This window comes from Paraburkholderia sp. 22099, from assembly GCF_052045835.1.
GTDB lineage: Bacteria > Pseudomonadota > Gammaproteobacteria > Burkholderiales > Burkholderiaceae > Paraburkholderia > Paraburkholderia terricola.
The window spans coordinates 25,865-47,388 of the sequence record NZ_JBQEPU010000042.1 but is presented as its reverse complement, the minus strand read 5'-3'; the positions used below and the strand labels follow the sequence as shown (position 1 = coordinate 47,388).

Annotated in this window: 22 protein-coding genes, 1 tRNA gene and 1 pseudogene; 5 read left to right on the top strand and 19 right to left on the bottom strand. The window is 63.1% G+C overall.

All coding sequences use genetic code 11. The features are described from left to right. Nucleotides 1-117: 117 nt before the first annotated feature. From ACTJLC_RS28640 to ACTJLC_RS28605, 8 genes and pseudogenes are all read right to left on the bottom strand, one after another. Nucleotides 118-462: pseudogene (locus ACTJLC_RS28640) on the bottom strand (histidinol-phosphate transaminase); the annotation flags it as partial. A gap of 42 nt (nucleotides 463-504) precedes the next feature. Next, entirely contained in the window at nucleotides 505-1,107 is a 603-nt protein-coding gene (pth, locus tag ACTJLC_RS28635; RefSeq protein ID WP_114161833.1) for an aminoacyl-tRNA hydrolase, read from the bottom strand. Between the two features lie 142 nt (nucleotides 1,108-1,249). Then, nucleotides 1,250-1,870: a 50S ribosomal protein L25/general stress protein Ctc gene (locus ACTJLC_RS28630; RefSeq protein ID WP_083084716.1), complete on the bottom strand. Its 621-nt coding sequence runs from the start codon at nucleotides 1,868-1,870 to the stop codon at nucleotides 1,250-1,252. 164 nt (nucleotides 1,871-2,034) lie between these two features. Further along, a complete protein-coding gene (locus tag ACTJLC_RS28625; RefSeq protein ID WP_073429406.1) occupies nucleotides 2,035-2,991 on the bottom strand; it encodes a ribose-phosphate pyrophosphokinase in 957 nt (318 codons plus the stop codon). 46 nt (nucleotides 2,992-3,037) lie between these two features. Then, nucleotides 3,038-3,114, bottom strand: a tRNA-Gln gene (locus ACTJLC_RS28620). A gap of 52 nt (nucleotides 3,115-3,166) precedes the next feature. Continuing rightward, nucleotides 3,167-4,048: a 4-(cytidine 5'-diphospho)-2-C-methyl-D-erythritol kinase gene (gene ispE / locus ACTJLC_RS28615; protein ID WP_310312936.1), complete on the bottom strand. Its 882-nt coding sequence runs from the start codon at nucleotides 4,046-4,048 to the stop codon at nucleotides 3,167-3,169. A gap of 65 nt (nucleotides 4,049-4,113) precedes the next feature. Next, nucleotides 4,114-4,746 carry a lipoprotein insertase outer membrane protein LolB gene (lolB, locus tag ACTJLC_RS28610; RefSeq protein WP_083084713.1) on the bottom strand — a complete coding sequence of 211 codons (633 nt, stop codon included), beginning with the start codon at nucleotides 4,744-4,746 and terminating at the stop codon, nucleotides 4,114-4,116. Then, nucleotides 4,746-6,587, bottom strand: coding sequence for a tetratricopeptide repeat protein (locus ACTJLC_RS28605; protein ID WP_073429409.1), 1,842 nt, complete (start codon nucleotides 6,585-6,587; stop codon nucleotides 4,746-4,748). Before ACTJLC_RS28605 ends, lolB begins: the two co-directional genes overlap by 1 nt. 86 nt (nucleotides 6,588-6,673) lie before the next feature. Between ACTJLC_RS28605 and mutM the strand changes: the two genes are divergently transcribed. After that, on the top strand, nucleotides 6,674-7,504 hold the full coding sequence (gene mutM, locus ACTJLC_RS28600; RefSeq protein WP_168792497.1) for a bifunctional DNA-formamidopyrimidine glycosylase/DNA-(apurinic or apyrimidinic site) lyase: 831 nt from the start codon (nucleotides 6,674-6,676) through the stop codon (nucleotides 7,502-7,504). A gap of 5 nt (nucleotides 7,505-7,509) precedes the next feature. Next, nucleotides 7,510-8,637 (top strand): A/G-specific adenine glycosylase, encoded by a 1,128-nt coding sequence (mutY, locus tag ACTJLC_RS28595; protein ID WP_440845948.1) that lies wholly within the window; start codon nucleotides 7,510-7,512, stop codon nucleotides 8,635-8,637. A gap of 32 nt (nucleotides 8,638-8,669) precedes the next feature. Here mutY and ACTJLC_RS28590 read toward each other — a convergent pair whose 3' ends face one another. The 11 genes from ACTJLC_RS28590 to kdsD form a co-directional block, all read right to left on the bottom strand. Further along, the gene (locus ACTJLC_RS28590) at nucleotides 8,670-9,302 is read right to left on the bottom strand and encodes an LON peptidase substrate-binding domain-containing protein (protein ID WP_073429412.1); all 633 of its coding nucleotides are present in this window, start codon (nucleotides 9,300-9,302) and stop codon (nucleotides 8,670-8,672) included. Between the two features lie 39 nt (nucleotides 9,303-9,341). Continuing rightward, entirely contained in the window at nucleotides 9,342-10,235 is an 894-nt protein-coding gene (gene rapZ, locus ACTJLC_RS28585; protein WP_073429413.1) for an RNase adapter RapZ, read from the bottom strand. Between the two features lie 97 nt (nucleotides 10,236-10,332). Continuing rightward, a complete protein-coding gene (hprK, locus tag ACTJLC_RS28580; protein ID WP_073429414.1) occupies nucleotides 10,333-11,301 on the bottom strand; it encodes an HPr(Ser) kinase/phosphatase in 969 nt (322 codons plus the stop codon). Between the two features lie 127 nt (nucleotides 11,302-11,428). Further along, on the bottom strand, nucleotides 11,429-11,944 hold the full coding sequence (locus ACTJLC_RS28575) for a PTS sugar transporter subunit IIA (protein WP_073429415.1): 516 nt from the start codon (nucleotides 11,942-11,944) through the stop codon (nucleotides 11,429-11,431). 284 nt (nucleotides 11,945-12,228) lie between these two features. After that, complete coding sequence (hpf, locus tag ACTJLC_RS28570; protein WP_073429416.1) at nucleotides 12,229-12,585, bottom strand: ribosome hibernation-promoting factor, HPF/YfiA family; 357 nt, start codon at nucleotides 12,583-12,585, stop codon at nucleotides 12,229-12,231. 171 nt (nucleotides 12,586-12,756) lie between these two features. Continuing rightward, entirely contained in the window at nucleotides 12,757-14,271 is a 1,515-nt protein-coding gene (locus tag ACTJLC_RS28565; RefSeq protein WP_440845955.1) for an RNA polymerase factor sigma-54, read from the bottom strand. Nucleotides 14,272-14,455: 184 nt separating this feature from the next. Beyond that, nucleotides 14,456-15,241, bottom strand: a complete 786-nt coding sequence (lptB, locus tag ACTJLC_RS28560) for an LPS export ABC transporter ATP-binding protein (protein ID WP_073429418.1) — start codon at nucleotides 15,239-15,241, stop codon at nucleotides 14,456-14,458. Further along, on the bottom strand, nucleotides 15,238-15,909 hold the full coding sequence (gene lptA, locus ACTJLC_RS28555; protein WP_440845944.1) for a lipopolysaccharide transport periplasmic protein LptA: 672 nt from the start codon (nucleotides 15,907-15,909) through the stop codon (nucleotides 15,238-15,240). Before lptA ends, lptB begins: the two co-directional genes overlap by 4 nt. A gap of 21 nt (nucleotides 15,910-15,930) precedes the next feature. Continuing rightward, nucleotides 15,931-16,539, bottom strand: a complete 609-nt coding sequence (gene lptC, locus ACTJLC_RS28550; RefSeq protein ID WP_440845940.1) for an LPS export ABC transporter periplasmic protein LptC — start codon at nucleotides 16,537-16,539, stop codon at nucleotides 15,931-15,933. Beyond that, the gene (locus tag ACTJLC_RS28545; RefSeq protein ID WP_440845938.1) at nucleotides 16,536-17,096 is read right to left on the bottom strand and encodes a KdsC family phosphatase; all 561 of its coding nucleotides are present in this window, start codon (nucleotides 17,094-17,096) and stop codon (nucleotides 16,536-16,538) included. Before ACTJLC_RS28545 ends, lptC begins: the two co-directional genes overlap by 4 nt. After that, a complete protein-coding gene (gene kdsD, locus ACTJLC_RS28540) occupies nucleotides 17,096-18,079 on the bottom strand; it encodes an arabinose 5-phosphate isomerase KdsD (RefSeq protein WP_440845936.1) in 984 nt (327 codons plus the stop codon). Before kdsD ends, ACTJLC_RS28545 begins: the two co-directional genes overlap by 1 nt. A gap of 149 nt (nucleotides 18,080-18,228) precedes the next feature. Between kdsD and ACTJLC_RS28535 the strand changes: the two genes are divergently transcribed. Genes ACTJLC_RS28535 through ACTJLC_RS28525 form a run of 3 tightly spaced genes read left to right on the top strand, consistent with a single transcriptional unit; the run spans nucleotide 18,229 to nucleotide 21,509 of the window. Then, nucleotides 18,229-20,232 carry a monovalent cation:proton antiporter family protein gene (locus ACTJLC_RS28535; protein WP_073429423.1) on the top strand — a complete coding sequence of 668 codons (2,004 nt, stop codon included), beginning with the start codon at nucleotides 18,229-18,231 and terminating at the stop codon, nucleotides 20,230-20,232. 41 nt (nucleotides 20,233-20,273) lie between these two features. Continuing rightward, nucleotides 20,274-20,840 carry an adenine phosphoribosyltransferase gene (locus ACTJLC_RS28530; RefSeq protein ID WP_083084700.1) on the top strand — a complete coding sequence of 189 codons (567 nt, stop codon included), beginning with the start codon at nucleotides 20,274-20,276 and terminating at the stop codon, nucleotides 20,838-20,840. Nucleotides 20,841-20,894: 54 nt separating this feature from the next. Then, entirely contained in the window at nucleotides 20,895-21,509 is a 615-nt protein-coding gene (locus ACTJLC_RS28525; protein ID WP_073429425.1) for a LysE family translocator, read from the top strand. Nucleotides 21,510-21,524: the final 15 nt, after the last annotated feature.

The window sequence follows — 21,524 nt, the reverse complement described above, 5'->3', positions numbered from 1 at the left end:
CAGAGGAAGGGCATACCCCGGTACTGCAACTTCACCTTCAACTCCTCCGGAGTCCTGCATTCCAAACATGCTCAAGCAGCTTCACCCCCAAACGGGCGGGCTACGCTGGCTGGGCGTACTGTATGTGATATCGGGGAACAGCAAGGGTTTATCGTGCTTCAGCAATGCCTGGAAGGTGAGCGCGAGTACCTCGTCCGAGCCGTTGCCCGCGAACACCTGCTCGGGGCGAATGCCGTGATGCGCGGCGACCGTCTCGCGCAGCTTGAGCGAGGTCGGGTCCGGATAGCGCCGCAACGATTCGCCGGTGTCGCCCAGTTCCCGCCGGATTGCATCGAGCACGCGCGGCGACGGCGGATAGGGATTCTCGTTGGTGTTCAGCTTCACGGGGCGTGCAGCGATGGGCTGCTCGCCCGGCACATAGGGCGTCAGCCGGTGAACAACGTCACTCCAATAGCGGCTCAAGCGATTCTCCTGTCGATCGGATAGGGGCGGGGCAGGGAGCGACTACGAATTGCGATGCAACTGCATCATCGCCCGTTCGAGCTCGCCCTTGATGATCTGCGGCATCACGGCGAGCGCGCGTTCGACCGACGCGTCGATCGCGTCCTGCTCTTCCCGCCGCGGCGGCTTCAGCACGTAATTGGCGACATCCGGCTTGGCGCCGGCGCGCGCGCTTTCGGGAATCAGGTCGCGCGGATGGCCGATGCCGATCCGCAGCCGCCAATATTGCTGCGACGACAGATGCGCGGTGATGTCCTTCAACCCGTTATGGCCGCCGCTGCCGCCGCCGAGCTTCAGCTTGACGCTGCCTGGCGGCATGTCGAGTTCGTCGTGAACGACCAGAATCTCGTCGGGGAGAATCTTGAAGAACTGCGCAACGGCGACGACCGACTGACCCGAGCGGTTCATATACGTCTGCGGTTCCAGCAGATGCACTTCCTCGCCGTGAAGCCGCGCCTTCGCGTAGAAACCGTGGAAGCGCCGTTCATCGCGCAACGTCGCGCCCGCTTCGCGCGCCAATTGATCGACCAGCCAGAAGCCGGCGTTGTGGCGAGTCGCGGTATATTCGGCGCCCGGATTGCCGAGCCCGACGATCAGCTTGATCATGATTGCGTAGGTCCGTCTGACTCAGGCGTTGAACGCGGCCGAGCCGAAAAAAACCGAAAAAAAACCCGCCGGGGCGAACCTCGGCGGGTCACATCGACCGTTTCATGGAAACGGCTCGAGAGGATTGCTCGCTCAGTGCAGCTTAGGCAGCCGGCGTTTCGCCTTGGCCTTCCGCAGCAGCCTCGCCTTCAGCGATTGCGCCAGCCGGGATCGTTGCAGCAGCGACCACCGGGTTTTCCGCTTCGACGTGAGCGACCAGCGCCACGCCTTCCGGCAGCTTCAGGTCTTTTGCGTGCACCGATTGACCCGCTTCGATCGTTGCCAGATCGACTTCGATGAATTCCGGCAGCGCCGACGGCAGGCACTCGATTTCGATTTCATTGATGACGTGCGAAATCACCGCGCTCGACAGCTTCACTGCCGGGTTGGTTTCCTGGTTCAGGAAGTGCAGCGGCACCTTGGTGTGCAGCTTCTTCTTCGCGTCGACACGTTGGAAGTCCACGTGCAGCACGAGCTGACGGAACGGATGGTATTGCACGTCGCGCAGCAGAACCTGTTGCGACTTGCCGCCCACTTCCAGTTCGAGAATCGACGAGTGGAAAACTTCTTTCTTCAGCGCGTGCCACAGCGCGTTGTGGTCCAGTTCGACCAATTGCGTTTCAGCACCAGCGCCATATACGATGCCCGGGGTCTTGCCCGAGTTACGCAGGCGGCGGCTCGCACCCGTACCTTGCAAATTACGCTCGAAAGCGACTACTTTCATGTTGAATCTCCAATGCACTGCCCGCGACCAGGCAGTAAAAACGGGGCCTCCAAGCCGTTATGGCTGAGGCCCCCGAACTGCGGCGCGAACCTTCGTTCGTTCGCGCCGATTGTGCAAAAGCGCGGCGTGCATTAGTGCGATGCGCGCCGCGCCTTCGCAAATACTTAACTTTCAGCGAACAGCGACATCACCGAATCGCCGCGGCGAATCCGCGAGAACGTTTCGGCCAGCAGGCCAGCGCTGGTCAACGAACGGATCTTCGCGCAGGAGCGGGCTTCGTCGCCGAGCGGGATCGTGTCGGTGACAACGAGTTCGTCGAGTGCGGAAGCCGCGATGCGCTCGCCAGCACCGCCCGACAGAACCGGGTGGGTAGCGTACGCGAACACCTGCTTCGCGCCACGTTCCTTCAAAACCTGAGCCGCCTTGCAGAGCGTGCCGGCGGTGTCGACCATATCGTCCATGATCACGCAGGTACGGCCTTCGACTTCGCCGATGATGTTCATCACTTCGGCAACGTTCGCCTTCGGGCGACGCTTGTCGATGATCGCCAGATCACAATTCAGTTGCTTCGCCAGGGCCCGGGCACGCACCACCCCGCCGACGTCCGGCGAGACAACCAGCAGGTCCTCGTAGTTCTGCTTGCGCAGATCGCCGAGCAGCACGGGCGTGGCGTAAATGTTGTCGACCGGGATGTCGAAGAAGCCTTGAATCTGGTCGGCGTGCAGATCCATCGTAATGATCCGCTCGACGCCGGCGATTTCCAGCATGTTCGCCACGATCTTCGCCGAGATGGCGACGCGCGCCGAACGCGGGCGTCGATCTTGACGGGCATAGCCGAAGTAGGGGATGGCGGCAGTGATCCGGCCAGCGGATGCGCGCTTGAGCGCATCGACCATGATCATCAGTTCCATCAGGTTGTCGTTCGCCGGCGCGCAGGTGGACTGCAGAACGAAGACATCCTTGCCACGCACGTTTTCCTGAATCTCGACCTGGATTTCACCGTCCGAGAAACGGCTAACCATGGCTTTGCCGAGGGGAATACCGAGGATTTTGACGACTTCCTGTGCAAGCGCGGGATTTGCGTTGCCAGTAAAAACCATCAGGCCGTCATGGCTGCTCATCGTGCACCTGCTTCAGGCTGGGGGCGAGGGGAAATGCGAGAATTTTTGGCAGGGGAGAAAGGATTCGAACCTTTGCATGCCGGAATCAAAATCCGGTGCCTTAACCAGCTTGGCGACTCCCCTACACTAACTTTGAGCTCCGCCGAACGTGGAGTTTCGTTCGACGATGCAAAACTTATGACGCGAAAGCAAAGAGTGGATGCTGATCGAGACTGGCGGCCACTGCGCTGTTCCATTCGCCTGGCAGTGTGGCTTGCACCGCTTCTGCCTCGGCTTTGCTACGGAACGCTGCAAAAACACTTGCACCTGATCCAGACATCCGCGCTGGCGCGACGTTTTCAAACCATCGCAGCACTTGCGCTACTTCCGCGTATTTTCCTACGACAACCTGCTGCATGTCATTCCGGCCAAAACTCTCTGGCCATTCAGTATTGCAGCTAAGTTCTGCAGGAAAGTCCGTAATTCTGAGGGGTTTTGAATCTCTTGTCAACGTTTTTTCAGAGAAAATCGCTGCAGTCGGAACATGAACCCTCGGCGTCACTACCAGGAAATGACGCGGCGGCAATTGTACAACGTCTAATGTTTCTCCGACACCCTGCGCGAATGCATTTTTCCCAAAAATAAAAAACGGCACGTCCGCGCCGAGTCCTAACGCCAGCGCCTGCAATTCCGGCCGCGGCAGGTCGAGTTTCCACAAACGGTTTAGCGCAAGCAGCGTGGTGGCCGCGTCGGAGCTGCCGCCGCCGAGACCCGCGCCCATCGGCAGACGTTTCTCGATTTCGATGTCGACGCCTTCCGGTGAGCCCGTATGCGCCTTGAGCAGCGTTGCGGCGCGCACGGTGAGGTCGTGTTCGGGCGGCACGTCGGCGATTTCGGTGCTGCGCGTGATCAAGCCGTCGTCGCGCCGCCTGAAGTGCAGCGTGTCGCCCCAGTCGAGCAACTGGAAGACCGTTTGCAGCGTGTGATATCCGTCCGGCCGGCGGCCGGTGATGTGCAGGAAGAGGTTGAGTTTCGCTGGCGCGAGGCAATCGCGCAGCGAGTCGGTCGTTTCAATCATGAGTCTGGGCTACATGCGCCAAAGTGGCGCCGACGAAGCGGCAGGGTCGCGCGACGAGGCGCGGGTTACTGATCCAGCACGAGCTTGATGTCGAGCGGCGGCTCGGCACGGCTCAGGTTCACGCGCTTCACGCCGGTGGCCGGCGCGTCGGCGTAGGCCAGATAATCGATTGTCCAGCCGTCCTGTGTGATCTGCTTCAGATGCGACGGTTGCTCCGGATCCTTCTCCGTCCTGGCGCGCGAGGTGGGCGCTGGCGACGGCTGCAGCCAGTAACGCAAGCCTTCGACCGGCAGCGAGAAGCCGAGCGCGTTCTGCATGAGCGTGGATACGTTATCGGCGGTGAGCGGCTGGCGGTTCGGCAACTCGAGCGTGGCCGAACCGGGCGAAGAAGTCACGATCGCGAGAGTCTGGCCGAGCGGATTGCGCAATTGCAGGGAGACGGTGTCGCCCGTTTCCTGCCAGGAGAAGTTGCCGTAAGCGTTGCGCTGCTGGCCGTTCTGATCGTTGTACTGGATCGCGAAACGGCCCAGGTAGGCACGGCTCGTCTGAGCGGTGACGGCAGTCGCGGCATTCGACGTGGACGGCCCTTGCGGTTTCACCGACGCACAACCGGCCAGCGCGACAACCGCTGCGGCCACGAGTCCGAGCGCCGCGCCGCGCGGCGCCCGGGAACGGGAAATCAAACGGAAAAGACGCATCAAAGATCGTTTACCTGAAGACGTTGCAGCGTTTTAACAAGCGTGTCGTTATCCGGTTCGAGCTTGCGCGCATCGCGGAAAGCGGCGCGAGCCTGGTCCTGCGCGCCGGTTTTCCACAACACTTCGCCGAGATGCGCGCCGATTTCGGCGTTCGGCTGGATGTCGTAGGCTTTGCGCAGCACCTTGATCGCGTCCGATGTATTGCCCATCCGGTATTTGACCCAGCCGACGCTGTCCATGATGAATGCGTCGTTCGGTGCTAGCGACGATGCCTTCTCGACCAGCTTGTCCGCTTCCGCGAGGCGCTGATTGCGATCGGCCAGTGAATAGCCGAGCGCGTTATAGGCCTGGGGATTGTCGGGCTGACTCTGGATCAGCTTGCGCAACTGCGCTTCCATGACATCGAAGTGACCGTTCTTTTCGGCGGCCATCGCGTAGTCGTAGGTGAGGTCGGGATCGTCGGGAAAGGCCGCGGTGACTTGTTGCAGGCGCTTTTCGGCTTCCGGATAGCGCTTTGCGTCGAACAGGATCGCCGCGTCGGTGCGCGCAAGCAGCGCCTGGTCGCGCGGATCGGGCGACTGAAGACTCGCCAGCAGCTTGCGGGCGTCGTCGGTCTTGCCCTGCTTGGCGAGCAATTGCGCGCGCGTGACCTGGGCGGGCATGTATTGCTGGCTCGACGGCGAAATCTTGTTCAGCCAGTCGCCCGCCGCCGTTTCGTTTTTCTGTTCGAGCGCCAGTTGCGCCAGATAGATATACGCCTGGCCCGGATCGGCGCCCGGCGTTTTCTCTGCTTGCTGCGCGTATTGAGTCAGATACGTTTGCGCTTCGTTGAAATTCTTTTGCTGGATCTTGATCAGCGCGAGCGCCATCAGCGGCGTGAGGTCGTTCGCATTGTTCTTGTGCATGACCTCGAACTGCTTCTGCGCGTCATCAAGACGGTCGCTTGCGAGGTACATCTGTGCGAGCGCGAGACGCGCGTCGTGCGATTTCGGATTCTGCTGCACGTACTTTTCGAGCGACGCGATGCCTTCCTTGCGCTCCTCCGGACCCATTTGCGACAGCATCAGCGCGGCCGGCAAATAATCGGGCTTGAGCGTGAGCGCCTGTTCGAGCGACTTGCGCGCGCCCGGCGCGTCGTCCGATACGAGCTGCTGGCGCGCGACGGCCAACTGCGCTTCCGGCCGGTTCATGTCGTTCTTCAGCAAATCCTGCAGCACATGCAGTCCGCCGATGCGGTTGGGGCCGCGCGAGATCAGCAGTTGCAACGCCAGCATCGCGCTGCCGCGATTCTCCGCAGGCACTTTCGCGAGTTCGCGGGCGAGGAGCGGCGAAGCTTCGTCGGGCTTGCCGGACAGCACGAGCAGCGACGCGTCGAGTTGTGCGGCGCGTTCCGAATCCGGCGCATATTGCTGCCACAATTGCGCGGCGGCCAGCGCATCGGACGGACTCTGCGCGGCCAGCGCAATTTCGGTGGCGCGTTGCGCCATGCGCGGATCGTGCGTGTCGCGCGCGAGCGCGAGATAAGTCTGGTAGGCGGGCGCGGGCTGATCGCGTTGCAGCGCGACTTCGGCGGCGAGCACCTGGAATACGATCTGGCTCGACAGCGCGAGCCTGGGCAGCGACTTCTGCTCGTCCGCCGAGGGCGGACCGAGCGGGTCCGCCAGTGCGACGGAGGTGTCGTCCGAGCCGGGTGAAGGGTCCTGCGCGTATGCGGGCACCGCGGACAACGCCCAGACCGCGAGCGCGGCCGCGCCGAGCACCCGCCGGGCGGACACGGCGTGCGGCACGCGGGATGCGCTAGCCGGGCGCTTCGAAAACAGCTTCACGAAGGACAAGTTCATGGAAATCCGTTCAATGTTTCGGACGATTGTAACGCGCTCGCTACAATACGCGCACACCACTCACGCAAGTTGCAGACCAGTCAGACATGCCAGAGTTGCCAGAAGTTGAGGTTACCCGACGGGGAATCGAACCGTATGTGTCCGGCCGCAAGGTTGAACGCGTCGACGTGCGTACGCCCGCGCTGCGTTGGCCGATTCCCGCCGACCTTGCGAAAACCTTGCGTGGCCACGTGGTGCGCAAGGTCGAGCGGCGCGGCAAGTACCTGCTGTTCGAGATCGACGCCGGCTGGTTCATCGTGCATCTTGGCATGACCGGCACGTTGCGCGTGCTGCGTCACGTGCCGCATCCGCCTGCTGCCGCGAAACACGATCACATCGACTGGATCTTCGACGAATTCATTTTGCGCTATCGCGATCCCCGGCGCTTCGGCGCGGTGCTGTGGCATCCTCGCGAAGCCGGCGACGTACTCGAGCATCCACTGCTCGCGAGCCTCGGCGTCGAGCCGTTTTCGCCGGCGTTTTCCGGCGCGCTGATGCATCGGCTCACGCGCGGGCGCAAGGTTTCGGTGAAGCAGGCGTTGCTGGCCGGTGAAATCGTCGTGGGCGTGGGTAATATCTACGCATCGGAGAGTCTGTTTCGTGCGGGCATCCGACCGACCACCGCGGCGGGCCGCGTCTCGCTCGTCCGTTACGATCTGCTGGCCGACGCCGTGCGCGTGACGCTCGCCGCCGCGATCGAGAAGGGCGGCAGCACATTGCGCGATTTCGTCGGCAGCAATGGCGAAAGCGGTTACTTCCAGCTCGATTATTTCGTCTATGATCGCGCGGGGCTGCCATGCCGCGTGTGTGGAACGCCGATCAAACAGATCGTGCAGGGGCAGCGCTCCACGTATTTCTGTCCCACCTGTCAGCGCTAATTTCAATGCCCTCTCGCTTATCTCCGCGTTCGTCCCCATCGGCCGCACGCCAAGCCCCCGCGTTTGCCGCGATGTCCGCTTTTTCCGCGCGGCTGATTGCGTGGCAGCGCCAGCATGGCCGTCACGGTTTGCCGTGGCAGAACACCCGTGACCCGTATCGCATCTGGCTGTCTGAAATCATGCTGCAGCAGACCCAGGTGTCGACGGTGATTCCGTACTACGCGAAGTTTCTGGCGCGTTTTCCCGATGTTGCGGCGCTGGCCGCCGCGCCCGTGGACGATGTGATGGCGCTGTGGGCCGGCCTTGGCTACTACACGCGTGCGCGCAATCTGCATCGTTGCGCGCAGGCCGTGGTCGAGCAGCATGGCGGCGCGTTTCCGGCATCGGTGGATGAGCTTGCGGCGTTGCCGGGCATCGGCCGCTCGACGGCGGCGGCGATCGCCTCATTCGCCTTCGGCGCGCGCGCGACGATTCTCGACGGCAATGTGAAACGCGTGCTGGCGCGCGTATTCGGCGTGGAAGGTTTTCCAGGTGAAAAGAAAGTCGAGAACGCGATGTGGACGCTGGCGGAGTCGCTGCTTCCGTCGAATGCATCGGACGACGACGTGAGCGCCTACACGCAAGGTCTGATGGACCTCGGCGCGACGCTCTGCGTGCGCGGCAAGCCGGACTGCCTGCGTTGCCCATTCGCCGCCGACTGCGTGGCCAATCAGACCGGACGCCAGCGCGAATTGCCCACCGCGCGGCCGAAGAAAACCGTGCCGACGCGCCGCACATGGATGCTCGTGCTGCGCGACGGCAACGCGGTGATGCTGGAAAAGCGCCCGCCGTCAGGCATCTGGGGCGGCTTGTGGAGCCTGCCCGAAGCCGCCGGCGAAGACGCGCTCGTCGAGCGTGCGCGCGCCTTCGGCGGCGATGGAACGGTTTCGCCGCTGGCGCCGCTCACGCACGTATTCACGCATTTCAAGCTGAATATAGAGCCGCGAATCGCCGAACTGGATCGTGGGGCTGGCGCGTTGGCCGCGCTAGCCGATTCCGACACCGCGTGGGTCGCGCTAAGCGATCTCGACTCGTTCGGTGTGCCTGCGCCGGTGCGCAAACTGCTCGACGGTTTGCAGGGTTCGCTGATCTGAACGAATCCGGCAAAACAACAAGCGCCAGCGCTTCAAAGCAGTTGATGCTGCTGCATATAGTGATGAACCACGTCGATGCGCGCGCCGGCGTCCTGCACTTCCATCAATTTCTGGCGCGCGCGCAGCGCGATCGGCAGCACTTCCGCGAGACGGTTCGACACCCATGAAGGGTCCTCGAGCCTGAACGGCTCCGCGAACGGCAGGCTGTCGGGGTCCCGTTCACGGATCGTTGCGATGATCCGCTCGAGCACTTCGGCGCACGCGCCGAATTTGGCCAACTGGTCGTTGCCCTCGAGCGGCATGTCGTCGCCGAGCGGCTCCGCCATGCCGACCAGCAAGCCGCTCGACTCCACGCGATGCGACAGCAGACGGAAGCGCCGCGTGCCGCGTGCGCGGATCAGCAGCATGCCGAACGCTTCGACGTCGCATTCCTCGATTTCGGCAAGACAGCCGATTGCTTCGGGTACCGACGGCTCTTCTTCACGCGCCACCTCGGCACCGCTTTTCAGCAGACAGACGCCGAATGGCGTCTTTTCGCGCAGGCAGTCGCGCGCCATGTCGAGGTAGCGCGCTTCGAAAATCTTGAGCGGCAGCAGTCCGTCGGGAAACAGCACCGTATGCAGCGGAAACAGCGGCAAATCGGCAAGCACAGTAGAAGAAGACATGGCGCAACGCTTCGAGTTGAGGCCGCGCGATGCGGCCAGTTAAGCCACTAATCTCGATGACTGACCGGCATCTACCGGCGCATCCCTGTGCCGCACAATCACATTCGCCGAAGGCGCGAGACGCGCGGCGAGCGTCTCCGCAATGAACACCGAGCGGTGCTGGCCGCCCGTGCAACCGATAGCGACCGTCAGATAACTGCGATTGTCGTCACGGAAATGCGGCAGCCATTTGGCGAGGAATTTCTCGATGTCGTCGATCATTTCATGCACGAGGGGCACTGCGTCGAGAAAATCGATCACCGGTTTGTCGAGGCCCGTGAGGGGCCGCAATTCATGATCGTAGTACGGGTTCGGCAGCGTGCGCACGTCGAAAACGAAATCGGCGTCGAGCGGCACGCCGCGTTTGAAGCCGAATGACTCGAACATCAACACGAGTCCCGCGTCTTTCTGCTCGATGAAGCGTTTGACCCACGCGCGCAGCACGTTAGCGCGCAGATTGCTGGTGTCGATCTGATGCCCGAATTCGGCGAGGCCCGCCACGAGTTCGCGTTCGCGTTCGATCGCTTCCGCGAGCGAGGTGAGCAGGCCCACATCCGCATCGTGCGCGGTGGAACCGGATAGCGGATGGCGGCGACGCGTTTCGGAGAAACGCTGAATCAGCGACTGCGTGCTGGCGTTCAGAAACAATACGCGCACGTCGTGAGCGCGCGACAGGTCGCGGATCATGGCGGGCATTTCGTCGAGCGAAGCGCTCGAGCGCGCGTCGATGGCGACGGCGAGGCGGTCTTGCCCGTCCACGGCGAGGTAATTGGCGAGTTGCGGCAGAAAACGCGGCGGCAAATTGTCGACGCAGTAATAGCCTGCGTCTTCAAGCGCGTTCAGGGCAACTGACTTGCCGGAGCCGGATATACCGGTGATCAGGATTATGCGCATGGAGTCGTGGGATCCGTACATTTCATCATAGCATCTGGTCCCCCGTGCGCGTACCCGCGGCTGCCGGTGGCCGCGGGCGCGACGTGGTGCAGCCAGCCTAGATCAATTTGCCGGGGAACTGGCTATCGGGGTCTTGCATCGCCAGACGCTGGCGATCCATGAAGTCACGCAACGTGTCGATGCCGCGCAGTTGCAGGATGGTGTTGCGCACGGCCGCTTCCACCAGCACCGCGAGGTTGCGGCCGGCGGCCACCTGAATCGTCACTTTGCTGATCGGCAGGCCGAGTACGTCGACGGTTTGACTCTCCAGCGGCAGCCGCTGAAATTCGCCGTCGGGACGGCGTACCAGTTGCACGATCAGCTTGAGCTTCATTTTGCGGCGGACCGCGGTTTCACCGAAGATCGTCTTGATGTCGAGCAGGCCGAGGCCGCGCACCTCGAGCAGGTTTTGCAAGAGCGGCGGGCAGCGCCCTTCGACGAAATCCGGGCCGAGCCGCACGAAGTCCACCGCGTCGTCCGCGACGAGGCCGTGGCCTCGGCTGATCAGTTCCAACCCGAGCTCGCTCTTGCCGAGGCCCGAGTCGCCGGTGAGCAGCACGCCCATGCCGAGGATGTCGAGAAACACGCCGTGCAGGGTGGCGCGCGGCGCGAGGATGCGCGACATGTAGAGGCGCAGGCTGTCGATCACAGCGGCGGCCGACATCGGCGTGGTGAAAAGCGGCGTGGACGAGCGCGTGCAGCGCAGCACGAGTTCCGGCGGTGCGGCGACCCCGCCCGCTACCACCAGAAACGGCGGTTCCAACGCGATCAGCTCGGCCATGTGGCGCGAGCGGTCTTCGTCGGTTTGGCGTGTGTAATAGTCGATTTCGGCGTCGCCGAGCACCTGGATCCGGTTCGGGTGGATCAGGTTCAAGTGGCCGACGAGGTCTGCGCTCGACGTGGCATTGGCGACCGATTCCGAAGAAAAGCCGCGTTCCCAGCCTTCATGCCCCGTCAGCCAGCTCAGCTTCAGCGTGGCGGCGTTGTCGTCGAAAATGCTTTGGGCGTTGATGCTGGACGTATCCATGAGTCAGTGACTCCAGTGTGGGCCGCGTGCCGGGCAAGGGGGCGGCCGCGCTAACGCGGGCCGTGCACCTTCCCAGGCTGAACCCGCGTGCTGGCGGGTGACCGGCGTGCGGAGAACCGCCGATGCATCAAGGTTGCCACTGAGTGAGCAGGCGATGCAACGATTCGCGGTCTGCTTCCGTGTGCAGGCGCTCGCGGGCCTCGCGGTCGGACAACAACTGGGCGATTTCCGAAAGGATTTCGAGGTGCTGCTGGGTGGCCTGTTCCGGTACCAGCAGAAAGATCAGCAGCGAGACCGGCTGACCGTCAGGCGATTCGAAGGGGATGGGTTCGGCAAGACGCACGAACGCGGCGAGCGGCTGCTTCAAGCCTTTGATCCGGCCATGCGGAATCGCGACGCCCTCGCCGAGCCCCGTCGATCCGAGGCGCTCGCGCGCAAACAGATTGTCAGTGACTGTGCTGCGGGCGATGCCGTTCTGGTTCTCGAAGATCAGGCCCGCTTGCTCGAACACGCGCTTCTTGCTGGTGACCGATAGTCCGACGACGACGTTCTCGAGGGGAAGAAATTTGGCTAAACGATTCATGTTGACAGGCGAAAACGTGGCCTGGGTTCTCCTCGCTGGGGCATTTGAGTGGTGTTCCATTCGTTTGATGCTCACGGCGACGTACGTGGAGCCCGAAAGCGCAGGACTCCGGCCGACGACCTCCATGTGAACTAACTAGACCCCGATGGTAACCGGAACATTATAGAACAGGGTAGCCGCCGATGGTGCGGCGCGCCATCGATGCCCCATAGGTTTATTCGACGGGCAACTCGTGCCGCGCCGCCGCACCAGAAAGGCGCCTGGAAACGAAAAACCGCCCGGTCTTGGGCGGTTTGGCTGGTGAAAACGGAAGCGAGGAAAATGAAGAAAACCTTCTAATTTTCCTATTGCGGCGGCACGTCTAGCAGCGGCGCCGGTTGGTACTTGATCGCCTCATGCGCATGGCCCTGCAGACGATCTTTGTGGCGTATCACTTGTCGGTCAAGCTTGTCGATCATCAGATCGATCGCAGCGTAAAGATCGCTGTCACAGCTCTCGACAAAAATGTCCTTGCCCTTGAGATGAAGGTTGATTTCAACCTTTTGACGCTTTTCCTTTTCCTTATGGTTGTCGACCGAGAGGACCACACTGCCGTCGATGACCTGATCGAAATGTCTTAGCACCCTATCCAGTTTGGTGATCACGTATTCGCGCAACGCAGGCGTTACTTCGAGGTGGTGTCCACTGATCTGCAGATTCATAGTGCTTCTCCAAGCTAATGGCCGCTTGGTCCACACGATGACGTAGGTCCGGTCGATCTGTCGGCTTGCCTGAGTCGCCCCCCGGTGACTGACTTCTGGCAGGTCGCATCGGCCGGCCTGTCCGCCAAACTGCGGAGCGGCCGGTAAATGCCCGCCACGGAAGGCGACGGGCTACAGAGACTTGCGCAGGTTGACTGCCGGAATCTTGAGCGCTTCGCGGTACTTCGCAACGGTACGCCGTGCGACCACGAAGCCCTGTTCCGCCAGCAGTTCGGCTATGCGGCTGTCTGAGAGAGGCGATTTCGAGTTTTCCGCTCCTATCAGTTGTTTGATGAGCGCGCGAATGGCCGTGGAAGAAGCCGCGCCGCCCGTGTCTGTCGAAACGTGTGATCCAAAGAAGTACTTAAATTCAAGCGTCCCGAATGGGGTCAGCATGTATTTACCGGTTGTCACACGCGAGACAGTTGACTCGTGTAGACCCAGCGTATCAGCAATTTCCCGCAAAACCAAGGGGCGCATGGCAATTTCGCCGTGCATAAAAAAGCTCTTTTGACGCTCGACAATGGCTTGCGCGACCCGGAGGATCGTTTCGAAACGCTGCTGGATATTTTTGATCAGCCAGCGCGCTTCCTGCAGTTGCTGGCGCAACGATCCGCTGCCGGGATCGCCGCGGTTATTGCGCAAAATATTCGCGTACAGGTGGTTGATGCGCAGCTTCGGCACCACTTCCGGATTCAGTTCGGCCTGCCACCCCTGAGCCGTCTTGCGCACCATGATGTCCGGCACCACGTAGTCCGCTTCGGCCTTGCCGTAGGCGGCGCCGGGGAACGGTTCGAGCGAGCGGATCAGCAGGTGGGCATCGCGCAGGTCGTCGTCGCTTGCCTTCAGATGTTTGCGCAGACGCGTGAAATCACGGGCCGCGAGCAGTTCCAGATGATGCGCGACGATCTCGAGCGCGAGCGTGCGGGTAGGAGACGGTTCGAGCCGCAGCAATTGCAGCTTCAGACACTCCGACGCCGAACGCGCGCCGACTCCCGCCGGGTCGAAGCTATGCAGCAGCGCGAGGGCCGCGTTCAGTTCATCCAGGTCGACTTCGAGTTCTTCCGGCAGGTCGGCCAGCACTTCTTCGAGCGTGGCGGCGAGGTAGCCGTCGTCGTCGAGCGATTCGATCAGGAAGGTGATCAGCGCCCGGTCGCGTTGGCCCGCCTGAGTGACGCGCAATTGCGCCATCAGGTGGTCGCGCAGCGAGGTGCTCGATTCGTGGATCTGCAGCGGGGGCAAATCGTCGTCGTCGGACGCATTGCCGGAGCGGCCATAGTCGTCCAGATTCCATTGCGACGCGTCGCCGTTGCTGTCGCTCGCGAGACCGTTGTATTCGTCGACGCCCTGCGGCTCGCCGTTCTCCGCGCGCTCGCTGCTGCTGGACGATGACGACGTATTGCCGCCCATCTGATCGGGCGGCGGTGAGGAGTTGGGCGACTGGGCAATCAGCGAGCCGTCGGCCGCCACGCGCAGGGGGCTCGCGATCCAGTCGTCCTCGTTTTCGAGGAGCGGATTCTGCGAGATCGCCATGGCGACTTCCTGCTGCAGTTCGAGCGTAGACAGCTGAAGCAGCCGGATGGACTGCTGCAGTTGCGGGGTCAGCGCAAGATGCTGCGATAGGCGGAGTTGGAGGCTGGCTTTCATGGCAATTTGAGATTCATTGTAGAGAGTTTGCCACGACCGCGATACCTTGCGACATTCGCAATTACGCGTGCACCGCGTTTTCGGCGGTGCTGGGCGCGAAACGGCCCAGATCAAAAGTGCTGCGGGGTGCGTGCAAAGGGACCGGCGGGTGGCGCGTTGACACCGCCGGCAATCCCGTCGTCGCTTACATGCGGAAGTGCTCGCCCAGGTAGACGCGCCGCACGCTTTCGTTTTCGATGATTTCGCTCGGCGCCCCGGCGGCCAGCACGCTGCCGTCGCTGATGATGTAGGCGTGGTCGCAGATGCCGAGTGTTTCGCGCACGTTGTGGTCGGTGATCAGCACGCCGATATTGCGCTGCTTCAGAAACTTGACGATTTTCTGGATTTCCAGCACCGCGATCGGATCGACGCCCGCGAACGGCTCGTCGAGCAGGATGAAGCTGGGGTTGGTGGCCAGCGCCCGTGCGATTTCGACCCGGCGACGCTCGCCGCCCGACAGGGACAGCGCCGGATTCTCGCGCAAATGAGCAATCTGCAACTCATCCAGCAAGGCTTCCGTGCGGTTCGTGATGGCCTCTTTCGTGAGCCGCTTGCCGTTGTCTTCGTGCTGCAACTCCAGCACGGCGCGAATATTTTCCTCGACGGTCAGCTTGCGGAACACCGAGGCTTCCTGCGGCAGATACGACAAGCCCAGCGACGCGCGCTTGTGAATCGGCAGCAAGCTGATCGACTTGCCGTCCAGGTCGATTTCACCCGCGTCGAGCGGCACGAGGCCGACGATCATATAGAACGACGTGGTCTTGCCCGCGCCATTCGGGCCGAGCAGGCCGACCACTTCGCCGCTTTTCACGTCGAGCGACACGTCTTTGACGACCGTGCGCGAGCCGTAACGCTTCTTCAGGCTGCGCACCACCAGCGAACTGCTGGTGCCGGCCGGCTTACGATTGGGGAGGGACGCGGAAGAGCTCACTGGTTCGGCGCTCCCTGGATCGTGGTGGACGGCGCGAGCGTGGCCGACGCGCCGTTCAGCGCAGCCGCGCCGCCGTTGCGCGGCGCCAGCATCGCGCGCACGCGGCCGCTCGGGTTGCCCGGACCGGCGACGTCCTTGCCCGCCTTGGCGGTGTAGAAGTCTTTCTGGCCGTCATACGTGATGACGCTGCCGCGCACCTGGTCCATCACCGTCGAGAGGCCCTGCAGGCGCTTGACCGTGGCGTTGGTGGTGAGTGTGGTGAGATCCTGCTTGCCGTCGTAGTCGATGCGGATAGCCGTGCCTTCGATGTATTCGTCGAGCCCCTCGCGTTTCTGGCGGAAATACGACAGATTGCCGCCGCTCGAGGTGCCGGTGGCGTACTGATAGCCCTGCGGGTCTTGCGTCACTTCCACGCGATCGGCCTTGATCACGATGGTGCCTTTGGTGGCGACCACGTGGCCGGTGAAGACGTTGACCTGCTTGAGGTCGTCGTAAGTCATATTGTCCGCTTCGACGTTCAGCGGCTTGTCCTTGTCGGCGCGGTCGGCGTGCGCAAGCGGCGCGAAGCCGGCGAGCGGCAACGCGACGATGAGCGCGGCGAGTCCGGCGCGGCACGCGGACAGGGTACGCGTGCGGCCGGTGTCAAAACGGGGGAACGATTCGTTCATGCAGTCACGCCTGGAATGGATTTACCCGGGTTGCTTGGGCGCGTTGCCGCCGGCTTCGGACGCGGCGATCGCGCCTTTCACGTTGCCGAACAGCTTCATCACCCGGGTGACGTTGTTGTAGTTCATGCCGCTGGCAGTCATCACGGACATGCCGCGCTGAAGTTTAACCGGCTTTTCGGTCTCGATCACATCGTCGTTGACCAGCACCCTAAAATGCTGCGAATCCGCCTGCATCTGCGGATCGCCGTTGCCGGGCGCCCGCAGGATGCGGGCGTTGTCGTATAGATCGACGATCGACGCGTCGCCGTTCACCTTGCCGATGTCGCCGGTTGCGGTGACGATCGGCTTGCCGGGCTGGAACGCGCGCATGGCGGGTTTCACCAGGTCGCTCAGTTCGTCGTCTTCGTAATGGATCAGTGACTGGGCCGTCAGGCGGTATTGCGTGGAGCCCGACTGATCGAGTTCGGAAACCGAGAAGTTTTCGGCAAAGTAATCCGGCGTGTGTTCCTTGGGACGCACCACGCCTTCGTTCTGGCGCGGCAGCGTGGCTTGCAGCAGCCACCACGTAATGCCGGCGAGCGCGGCCATCGCGACGAGCGGAATAAGCGACGTCAGGCGAAACTGATTCATCCGACGAGACCCCGCTGTTCGCCGCTACAGGCCGCCGCGAGCAGTGCCTCGTATTTGTGCTGCGCGCGCAGCAGTGTGTCGCAGACTTCGCGCGCCGCGCCGTGACCGCCGCGTGCTTCGCTCACCCAGTGAGCGCGGGCGATCACTTCAGGATGCGAATTGGCCGGCGCCGCCGCGAAGCCGACCCTGAGCATCACGCCCAGGTCGACCCAGTCGTCGCCCATGTAGCCGCATTCTTCCGGGCTCATGCCGGTTTGCTTCAACAGGTCCGCGAATGCCTGGGGTTTGTCTTGCACGCCCTGATAGACATGGGCGATGTTCATCTCTTTCGCGCGCGCCGCGACGATGCCCGACCGGCGCCCTGTGATGATCGCCGTTTCGATGCCGGCCTGGCGCAGCAGCTTCATGCCGTGGCCGTCCATCGAGTTGAACGCCTTCATCGTGTCGCCTTCCGCCGTGAACAGCAGGCCGCCGTCGGTCAGCACGCCGTCGACGTCGAAAATCATCAGCTTCACGCGGCTCGCGCGTTCGGTAGCGGTAGGCGGGGCGACGGCCATCAGATCACCTTCTTCGAGAACAGATCGTGCATGTTGAGCGCGCCGATCAGCTTGTGTGCTTCGTCGACGACCAGCATCTGATTGATGCGGAAGCGTTCCATCAGTTCAACGGCTTCGACGGCGAGGTGGTCCGGGCCGATGGTGCGCGGCCCCGCGGTCATCACCGAGGAGATCGGCAGATTGCGGAAGTCGCCGTCACGTTCGAGCACGCGGCGCAAGTCGCCGTCGGTGAAGATGCCGGCCACGCGGTCGTCCTGGTCGACGATCGCCGTCATGCCCATGCGCTTGGCGGTCAACTGGAACAGCGCGTCGCGCACGGTGGCCTCGGGCGTGACCTTCGGCACCTGGTCGCCGGTGCGCATCACGTCGCGCACATAGGTGAGCAGACGCCGGCCGAGCGCGCCGCCCGGATGCGAGCGGGCGAAATCGTCGCGGCCGAAACCGCGCGCGTCGAGTACCGCGACCGCGAGCGCGTCGCCGAGCGCGAGCGCTGCGGTCGTGCTGGCGGTGGGCGCGAGATTCATGGGACAAGCTTCTTTCGCCACGGCGGAATTCAGGTGCACGTCGGCCAGTTGCGCAAGACTCGACGACGGGCGCCCGGTCATCGCAATCAGCTTCGCGCCGAGCCGCTTGACGAGCGGCAGGATTGTCACGAGTTCCTCGGTTTCACCGGAGTTGGAGAGCGCGAGAAACACGTCGTCGGCGGTGACCATGCCGAGGTCGCCGTGGCTTGCTTCAGCGGGATGCACGAAGAAAGCGGGGGTGCCGGTGCTGGCGAGCGTGGCCGCGAGCTTGCGCGCCACGTGGCCGGATTTGCCGATGCCGGAAACCACCACGCGCCCACGGCAACCCAGGATGAAATCGACCGCCCCGACGAAGCCATCGTCGAGTTGATCGCGAAGCGCGCGCACCGCGTCCGCTTCGATGTCGAGCACGTCGCGAGCGAGCGCGAGTGCCCTGTCGCCATTGATTTTCGCTATCATTCGCGGAGTATAGCAAAGGCGCTTGTTCGCCGCGCCGGGCCTGCTGTGCAAAGCCGCTACCTTTGACGGCCCCTCAACCTTGTCGCACGGCGTGTCGCGTGCGCGGTTCCGCTGACGAACGAGGACGCTTCACCCATGCGCTTTTGCCGATGATTTCCCCGCTCGAAATGACGCTGTTCCTGCTGCTGGCTTCAGTTGCGGGCGTGGTGCTTTTTCGCTTTCTGAATCTTCCGCCGATGCTCGGCTATCTGACAGTCGGCATCGTCGTGGGGCCGCACGCGCTAGGTCTGATTCCCGACTCGGCGGGTGCGCAGAACCTCGCGGAATTCGGCGTCGTATTCCTGATGTTTTCGATCGGGCTGGAGTTTTCGCTCGCGAAACTGCGCTCGATGCGCCGGCTTGTCTTCGGTCTCGGTCTATTGCAGGTGCTCGGCACCATTGCCGTTGCGGTCACGCTCGGCTTCGTGCTCGAGCGCTGGGTGCACATCAGGTGGCAGGCGAGCGTGGCGCTGGGCGGCGCGCTGGCGATGTCGTCCACGGCGATCGTCAGCAAGATGCTCGCGGAGCGGCTCGAGATCGAAACAGAGCATGGCCGCAATATCTTCGGCGTGTTGCTGTTCCAGGATCTGGCCGTGGTGCCCCTATTGATCGTGATCGCGGCGCTGGGCGGCAATTCCGAGGATCTCATGAGCGCGCTCGGGCTCGCGGCGATCAAGATCGTCGTGGCGTTGGCGCTCCTGCTGATAGTCGGGCAGCGCTTCATGACGCGCTGGTTCAACGTGGTCGCGCGGCGCCGCTCGCAGGAACTGTTCATTCTCAATCTGTTGCTGGTGACGCTCGGCGCGGCGTTCATCACCGACAAGTTCGGCCTGTCGCTCGCGCTCGGCGCGTTCATCGCCGGCATGTTGATCGCCGAAACGCCGTACCGGCATCAGGTGGAAGAGGACATCAAGCCGTTTCGCGACGTGCTGCTCGGTCTTTTCTTCGTCACCACCGGCATGCTGCTGAATCCGCGCGTGATCTGGGAGCATCCGTTCATCGTGCTCGGTTTCCTGGTCGGCCCGCTTCTGCTCAAGGCGGTGATGGTGATGGGGCTGTCGCGCCTGTTCGGCGCGTCGCCGGGCGTGGCGATGCGCACCGGCATCGGCCTCGCGCAAGCGGGCGAGTTCGGCTTCGTGCTGCTGAACCTGATCCTCGACAAGCATCTCGTCGACGCCACGCTGTTGCAGGCGATTCTCGCGGCGATGCTGCTCTCCATGCTGGCCGCGCCGTTCCTGATTCAGAACGCGGACCGTATCGTGCTGCGGCTGTCGTCGACTGAATGGATGATGCAGTCGTTGCAGATGACGCGCATCGCCACGCAGAGCCTGAAGCAAAGCGGCCACGTGATCATTTGCGGCTATGGCCGCGCCGGCCAGAATCTCGCGCGCATGCTGGAGCATGAAGGTTTGTCGTACGTCGCACTGGATCTCGACCCTGACCGCGTACAAGCCGCGGCGGCAGCCGGCGAATCGGTCGTGTTCGGCGATGCCGGGCGGCGCGAATCGCTGCTCGCCGCGGGTATCCATCGCGCGGCGGCGATCGCGATCACCTACGCCAACACACCGTCGGCATTGCGCGTGCTGCACAACATCCACGAGATGGAACCGACGCTGCCCGTCATCGTTCGTACCGTCGACGACGCCGATCTGGAGAAGCTGCTGGCCGCGGGCGCGACCGAGGTGATTCCGGAAATCGTCGAGGGCAGCCTGATGCTGGCGTCGCACACGCTCGTCGTGATGGGCGTGCCGATGCGGCGCGTGGTGCGGCGGGTCGAGGAAATGCGCGACGAGCGCTATGCGCTGTTGCGCGGCTATTTCCACGGCGCCGACGACATGGACGACGACGACGGCCACGAACAGGTGCGGCTACAATCGGTTCCGGTCGACGAACACGCGGACGCGGTGGGCCGCACGCTCGCGGAATTGGGCCTGTTCGATCTGGGCGTCGAAGTGACGGCGATTCGCCGGCATGGCATTCGCGGCGTCGAGCCGGACCCGTCCACCAAGCTGCGCGCGAGCGATATCGTGGTCTTGCGCGGTCTGCCTGAACAGTTGGCGCAAGCCGAGGAACTGCTGTCGAAGCACCGGCGCGCGGGCGCCGCCGCAGCCTGACTTGCCTTTCACCGGACCCGCGAGGTCCATCCGGAGACAACATGTCCAACGCGCTCGCGAGCGCGCCGCTCGATGCGGCCGACTACATCAAAAGCCACATTCGCACGGTGCCTGACTGGCCGCAGCCGGGCGTGCAGTTTCGCGACATCACGCCGCTTCTGCAGGAGCCGAAGTCGCTGCGCGTGCTGATCGACCTGTTCGTGCAGCGCTATATTGACGCGAAGCTCGACTACATTGCCGGGCTCGACGCGCGCGGTTTCATCATCGGGCCGATTCTCGCGTACGAGCTGAATCTCGGTTTCATCCCGATCCGCAAGCAGGGCAAGCTGCCGTATAAGCGCGTCTCGCAGTCGTACGCGCTCGAATACGGCGTGGCGACCGTCGAGATTCACGAGGACGCCTGCAAGGCGGGCGACCGTGTCGTGATCATCGACGATCTGATCGCCACCGGCGGCACGATGATGGCCGGCAAGATTCTGCTCGAGGGGCTCGGCGCGGTCGTGGTGGAAGGCGCGGCGATTATCGATCTACCGGAACTGGGCGGCTCGAAGCTACTGCGCGACGGCGGCCTGCCGCTCTACACGGTGACCGCATTCGACGGTCATTGACCATTCGCCGCGAACCCTCTTTCGCGCACGCTGCACACAAGGAAGGTAACAACGATGCCCAACTTTCTGTTGTTTCTCGCCACGTCGGTCGCCATCACCATGGCGCCTGGTCCGGATAATCTGCAAGTGCTCGCCCGCGGCATCTCGCAAGGCCGCGCGGCGGGGTTGGTCGCGGCGCTCGGTTTCGCGGCCGGCATCACGTTTCACACCACGCTTGCCGCGCTCGGCGTCGCTGCGTTGCTGCGCTCCTCGCCGCTTGCCTTCGAGGCGATCAAGCTGGCGGGCGCCGCGTATCTGATCTGGATCGGCGTGAAGGCGCTGCGCAGCCAGGGCCTCGCCACCGCGCACGAGCGTGCGCCGCAACCGCTGATGGCGGTGTTTCGTCAGAGCGTGCTCGGCAATCTGCTGAATCCTAAGGTGACGCTGTTCTTCGTCGTGTTTCTGCCGCAGTTCGTGCAGCCGCACGGCACGCAAAGCGTCACTGTGCAGATGCTCGAACTCGGCGCGCTGTTCATGTTGCAGACCGTGGTGGTGTTTTCGCTGTTCGGCGTGTGCGCGGGGATCATCGGCGGCTGGTTGAAACGGCGGCCGCGCGTCGGCGTGTGGCTCGACCGCCTGGCCGGTGCGACGTTCATCGCGATCGGGATTCGCGTGGCCTTGCGCGATTGAGCGTCGCGGACACCG

Bases quoted from the DNA above. Each gene is read 5' to 3' on its own strand.
- pth (WP_114161833.1), bottom strand. From the start codon at position 1,107: ATGATCAAGCTGATCGTCGGGCTCGGCAATCCGGGCGCCGAATATACC.
- ACTJLC_RS28630 (WP_083084716.1), bottom strand. From the start codon at position 1,870: ATGAAAGTAGTCGCTTTCGAGCGTAATTTGCAAGGTACGGGTGCGAGC.
- ACTJLC_RS28625 (WP_073429406.1), bottom strand. From the start codon at position 2,991: ATGAGCAGCCATGACGGCCTGATGGTTTTTACTGGCAACGCAAATCCC.
- ispE (WP_310312936.1), bottom strand. From the start codon at position 4,048: ATGATTGAAACGACCGACTCGCTGCGCGATTGCCTCGCGCCAGCGAAA.
- lolB (WP_083084713.1), bottom strand. From the start codon at position 4,746: ATGCGTCTTTTCCGTTTGATTTCCCGTTCCCGGGCGCCGCGCGGCGCG.
- ACTJLC_RS28605 (WP_073429409.1), bottom strand. From the start codon at position 6,587: ATGAACTTGTCCTTCGTGAAGCTGTTTTCGAAGCGCCCGGCTAGCGCA.
- mutM (WP_168792497.1), top strand. From the start codon at position 6,674: ATGCCAGAGTTGCCAGAAGTTGAGGTTACCCGACGGGGAATCGAACCG.
- mutY (WP_440845948.1), top strand. From the start codon at position 7,510: ATGCCCTCTCGCTTATCTCCGCGTTCGTCCCCATCGGCCGCACGCCAA.
- ACTJLC_RS28590 (WP_073429412.1), bottom strand. From the start codon at position 9,302: ATGTCTTCTTCTACTGTGCTTGCCGATTTGCCGCTGTTTCCGCTGCAT.
- rapZ (WP_073429413.1), bottom strand. From the start codon at position 10,235: ATGCGCATAATCCTGATCACCGGTATATCCGGCTCCGGCAAGTCAGTT.
- hprK (WP_073429414.1), bottom strand. From the start codon at position 11,301: ATGGATACGTCCAGCATCAACGCCCAAAGCATTTTCGACGACAACGCC.
- ACTJLC_RS28575 (WP_073429415.1), bottom strand. From the start codon at position 11,944: ATGGAACACCACTCAAATGCCCCAGCGAGGAGAACCCAGGCCACGTTT.
- hpf (WP_073429416.1), bottom strand. From the start codon at position 12,585: ATGAATCTGCAGATCAGTGGACACCACCTCGAAGTAACGCCTGCGTTG.
- ACTJLC_RS28565 (WP_440845955.1), bottom strand. From the start codon at position 14,271: ATGAAAGCCAGCCTCCAACTCCGCCTATCGCAGCATCTTGCGCTGACC.
- lptA (WP_440845944.1), bottom strand. From the start codon at position 15,909: ATGAACGAATCGTTCCCCCGTTTTGACACCGGCCGCACGCGTACCCTG.
- lptC (WP_440845940.1), bottom strand. From the start codon at position 16,539: ATGAATCAGTTTCGCCTGACGTCGCTTATTCCGCTCGTCGCGATGGCC.
- ACTJLC_RS28545 (WP_440845938.1), bottom strand. From the start codon at position 17,096: ATGGCCGTCGCCCCGCCTACCGCTACCGAACGCGCGAGCCGCGTGAAG.
- kdsD (WP_440845936.1), bottom strand. From the start codon at position 18,079: ATGATAGCGAAAATCAATGGCGACAGGGCACTCGCGCTCGCTCGCGAC.
- ACTJLC_RS28535 (WP_073429423.1), top strand. From the start codon at position 18,229: ATGATTTCCCCGCTCGAAATGACGCTGTTCCTGCTGCTGGCTTCAGTT.
- ACTJLC_RS28530 (WP_083084700.1), top strand. From the start codon at position 20,274: ATGTCCAACGCGCTCGCGAGCGCGCCGCTCGATGCGGCCGACTACATC.
- ACTJLC_RS28525 (WP_073429425.1), top strand. From the start codon at position 20,895: ATGCCCAACTTTCTGTTGTTTCTCGCCACGTCGGTCGCCATCACCATG.